Raw genomic sequence first — 3,311 nt, forward strand, 5'->3', positions numbered from 1 at the left:
GCGTGGGGAGGTGTTCATGGTCGGCTTCATCAATTCGCGCAACGGACGGTGGATTCGGATTCTGGCGGGCACGGGCATGGTCCTGGGCGGGCTGGGCACGGGCACGCCCCGGGGCGCGATGGTGGCGCTGACGGGCCTGCTGCCGCTCCTGACCGGCGCGCTGGACTTGTTCCCGTTGGGGCCGCTGATGGGCCTGCCCCTGAAGGGCGCGGACGTGCGGCGCGCGCTGGGGCAGCCGGAGGACGCACCGCTGCTCGACCTGGCGCACGACGGGGGGCGCTCTCCCTACGCGCCGCCCAGCACGCTGCTGCACTAGCTACTTCGTGCTCACCTGGAAGGGGATGCCCATCGAACCAAAAGGCTCCCCTGATTCCGCGTCCACCAGCTTCAGCTGGAGCGTCACCGCGTTCTCGCGGTGGGCCACGCCCTGGAAGTAGAGGAAGCCCTCCTGCGTGCCGCCGGGCTCCAGCGTGCCCTCGGGCAGTGCGTTGTTGAGCATGTCCTCCGTGGGCAGCGGCGGCTCGTAGTAGTACGGCGCGCCGTAGAAGGAGCTGCCCCAGCCCCAGGGGCCGCCGTACCAGCCCGGTCCCCAGCCGCCGCGCCAGGGCCCGTAGCCGTAGCCGCCGCCCGCCCACGCCCTGCCCCCGGGGTACATCACCGGGCTGATGCGCGCGGGCGCCTCCGAATCATTCGAGGACGTGGCCTGCCGCAGCGCCAGGGGCGGCAGCGCGCTGTAGCGGAAGCGCGACTCCTGGCCCACCAGCGCGAAGTCCTTGTACTGGAGGCGGAGCGGGCGGTCCCCATTGTTCTCCAGCCGGACGTAGACGGGGGTGACACGCCGCTCCAGGTCGGATGGGGAGCCCTTCCACGCCGAGCCGTCCGCCGTGAGCCGCACACCCTCCTGTTCCTTGATGGCGCTGCTCTTGCCTCCCTGGAGGACTCCCGCTTCCGGCATGGGCCGCAGCTTCGTCTCCGCCGCGCAGCCCGCCATCAGCATCAACCCCAGGGCCCCCACTCCCAGTGCTCTCCGCATCGCATGCCTCCTCGCACTTCAAGGTAGGGCGTGCGGCGTTCAGGGGATGACATGCCTCGTGCTCCAACCCGGGCAGCGGGCGGGCGGGACAGGGCTCTTCACCCCCGAGTCTCTCAGGGCTGGGGCGTCACCGGTTCGGCGGCGGTGGCGGGCCAGGAGGGCGCGTTGACGAAGTCCCAGTCCTGATGGCGCGCCCAGGTCTCGAAGGGCTGCCAGCTCACGCGCAGGTAGCTGTTGCGCAGGGTGAGGATGTCCGCGTGGTAGCCCACGCGGTCGAGCCACTCGAACATGGCCGCCAGGTCCTCGCTCTGCTGTTGGAGCTGAACCAGGGGAATCTGTTCGAAGTGGATGCGATGGCCGCTCACCATGGAGAGCAGCGCGGCGGCCTGCTGGCCCGTCACCTCGTCGGAGGCGACCTCGATGCGCTCGCCGATGAAGCGCTCCGGGTCTCCCAGCACGTGCAGCGCGAAGCCGGCCAGGTCCTCCACCGCGACCATCTGGAGGCCGCGCGTCGCGGGCAGCCCCAGGGCCAGCTTCCCCTCCGCCAGCATGTCGCGCGTGGGCGGGTGGAGGAGGTTCTCCATGAAGAAGGTGGGGCCCAGGATGGTGAAGGGCATGTCCCGCCGCCGCAGGTACAGCTCCACGGCGTGCTTGCTGTCGAAGTGCGGGATGCCGGTGAGCTCCGACGCGCCCGCCACGGACGAGTACACGAAGTGCCGCACGTTGGCGCGCTTCGCCGCGTCCGCCAGGTTCTTGCCGTGCTGGACCTCCGCGTCCACTCCGCCCGCGCCGAAGGGCGTGGCCATGGCGTAGACGGCGTCCACGCCGTGCATGGCGCTCTCCAGGGAGACGGGGTCGTCGAAGTCGCCCTGGGCCAGGGTGACGCCGGGCCTGCGCAGGGCGCGGGCGGCCGGGGCGTCCGCGTCCCGCACCAGCGCCACCACGTGGTGCCCCCGGTCGGCGAGCTTGCGGAGGACGGCACCGCCCTGCTGGCCGGTGGCGCCAGTGACGAGCACGGTGATGGAGAAATCCACGGGCATGGCTTCAGACCTCCGGACGCGACGTGTCACGGAAAACTGGAGACGCCCCTGTCCATTGGCGAGGCCTGGAAGACGCAGTGTCCTCCCCCGAGCACAGGCTCCCGAGGCAGGCAGGCGACCTGAAGGGAGGGACAGGCGGCGTGGCATCCTCCCGGGCCCATGAGCAAGCGTGACACGCCCCCGCCCTCCGAGCTGGTCTCCGCCGCCCAGGCGCTCGACGCCGAACTGCTGCGCTTCGAGGCGCTGGCGGAGCAGCTGAAGGAGGCGCCCCTGACGTCGGAGAAGCACCTGGAGCGCGCGTCGAAGACGCTCAAGGACCTGGCGGACCTGGACGACGCGCTTCGAATGCGCGTGGGCGCGCTGGTGCAGGCCATCACCGGGGTGCGCAACCGGCAGCAGACGCAGGCGGACGCGGTCAACGTGTGCGCGCAGGAGCTGCAGCAGCGCACGGAGGTGTTCAAGGAGCTGCTCACGCGCTACGGGGCGCTGGGGCAGAGCGCGGCGGACCTCAACGGGCGCATGCAGGAGTTCGCGGCGCTGCGCCAGCAGGCCACGCGCACGGCGGAGGAGGACGCGCGGCTCACGGAGGTCTTCACCGCGCTCCAGGCGCGCATGGCGGAGGTGGCGGACGATGCGGCCACGCTGACGCGCGCGGCGGAGGAGGCGAAGTTCACCGACATCGGCCGGCAGGCGGAGTCGCTGCGTCAGCAGCTGCTCTCCGCGCGCAACAAGCTGGGCCTGTTGCACCAGAGCCTGTCGAAGTGAGGGTGTCTCAGCTGAGGTAGGTGGGCTCGAAGTCGTCCGGGCTGTCGATGGGGCGGCGTCCGGAGAAGCCGGCCTTCAGGTCATGCCAGTGCGCCACGGCGTTCTCGCCGTAGCGCCAGCAGAGATACACGGGCTCCTCGCCGCGCCGCGCGTGGAAGTCCACCAGGCCGTCCGCGCCTTTTATCTCCAGGCCCATCTCCTGGAGCGGGCCCAGCTCACCGCGGATGCGCTCCAGGAGCTCGTCGCGCTCCTCGCGGAAGGAGCGCACCTCGACGGTGTCGGGTGGGGCCTCCGGACCGTCCAGCACCTCCGCCAGCTTCTGCACGCGCTCCACCCAGGGGCGCACGCGCCCGAAGGTCTTCGTCAGCAACGGCACCAGCCGGCTGGCCTCTTCCACGCTGAAAAAGCGCATCGAGGGGACAGCATGCAGTGTGAGCCCCCCGCAGGCCACTCCCTTCGGGGTGGGGGGGAGG

5 protein-coding genes are annotated in these 3,311 nt (G+C 71.1%); 2 read left to right on the top strand and 3 right to left on the bottom strand.

Annotated features, from left to right (window positions below; all coding sequences use genetic code 11):
* A partial coding sequence (locus tag D7Y21_RS40755) for a hypothetical protein (protein ID WP_370039930.1) occupies positions 1–316 on the top strand: 316 nt, incomplete at its 5' end.
* Here D7Y21_RS40755 and D7Y21_RS40760 read toward each other — a convergent pair.
* Positions 317–1,033: a hypothetical protein gene (locus D7Y21_RS40760; protein WP_233592015.1), complete on the bottom strand. Its 717-nt coding sequence runs from the start codon at positions 1,031–1,033 to the stop codon at positions 317–319.
* A 113-nt stretch (positions 1,034–1,146) separates the two neighbouring features.
* Positions 1,147–2,073: an NmrA/HSCARG family protein gene (locus tag D7Y21_RS40765; protein ID WP_199724644.1), complete on the bottom strand. Its 927-nt coding sequence runs from the start codon at positions 2,071–2,073 to the stop codon at positions 1,147–1,149.
* A 159-nt stretch (positions 2,074–2,232) separates the two neighbouring features.
* On the opposite strand from D7Y21_RS40765, the gene D7Y21_RS40770 reads away from it, so the two are divergent.
* Positions 2,233–2,838: a hypothetical protein gene (locus tag D7Y21_RS40770; RefSeq protein ID WP_120567506.1), complete on the top strand. Its 606-nt coding sequence runs from the start codon at positions 2,233–2,235 to the stop codon at positions 2,836–2,838.
* A 7-nt stretch (positions 2,839–2,845) separates the two neighbouring features.
* On the opposite strand, the gene D7Y21_RS40775 is transcribed toward D7Y21_RS40770, so the two are convergent.
* Positions 2,846–3,250: a DUF2203 domain-containing protein gene (locus D7Y21_RS40775; RefSeq protein ID WP_120567507.1), complete on the bottom strand. Its 405-nt coding sequence runs from the start codon at positions 3,248–3,250 to the stop codon at positions 2,846–2,848.
* Between the last annotated feature and the right edge of the window lie 61 nt (positions 3,251–3,311).

It is taken from the genome of Corallococcus sp. AB045 (assembly GCF_003668895.1).
In the GTDB taxonomy this organism is placed as follows: Bacteria; Myxococcota; Myxococcia; order Myxococcales; family Myxococcaceae; genus Corallococcus; species Corallococcus coralloides.

Coding starts and splice junctions, on each gene's coding strand:
- D7Y21_RS40760 (WP_233592015.1), bottom strand. CDS start 1,033: ATGCGGAGAGCACTGGGAGTGGGGGCCCTGGGGTTGATGCTGATGGCG.
- D7Y21_RS40765 (WP_199724644.1), bottom strand. CDS start 2,073: ATGCCCGTGGATTTCTCCATCACCGTGCTCGTCACTGGCGCCACCGGC.
- D7Y21_RS40770 (WP_120567506.1), top strand. CDS start 2,233: ATGAGCAAGCGTGACACGCCCCCGCCCTCCGAGCTGGTCTCCGCCGCC.
- D7Y21_RS40775 (WP_120567507.1), bottom strand. CDS start 3,250: ATGCGCTTTTTCAGCGTGGAAGAGGCCAGCCGGCTGGTGCCGTTGCTG.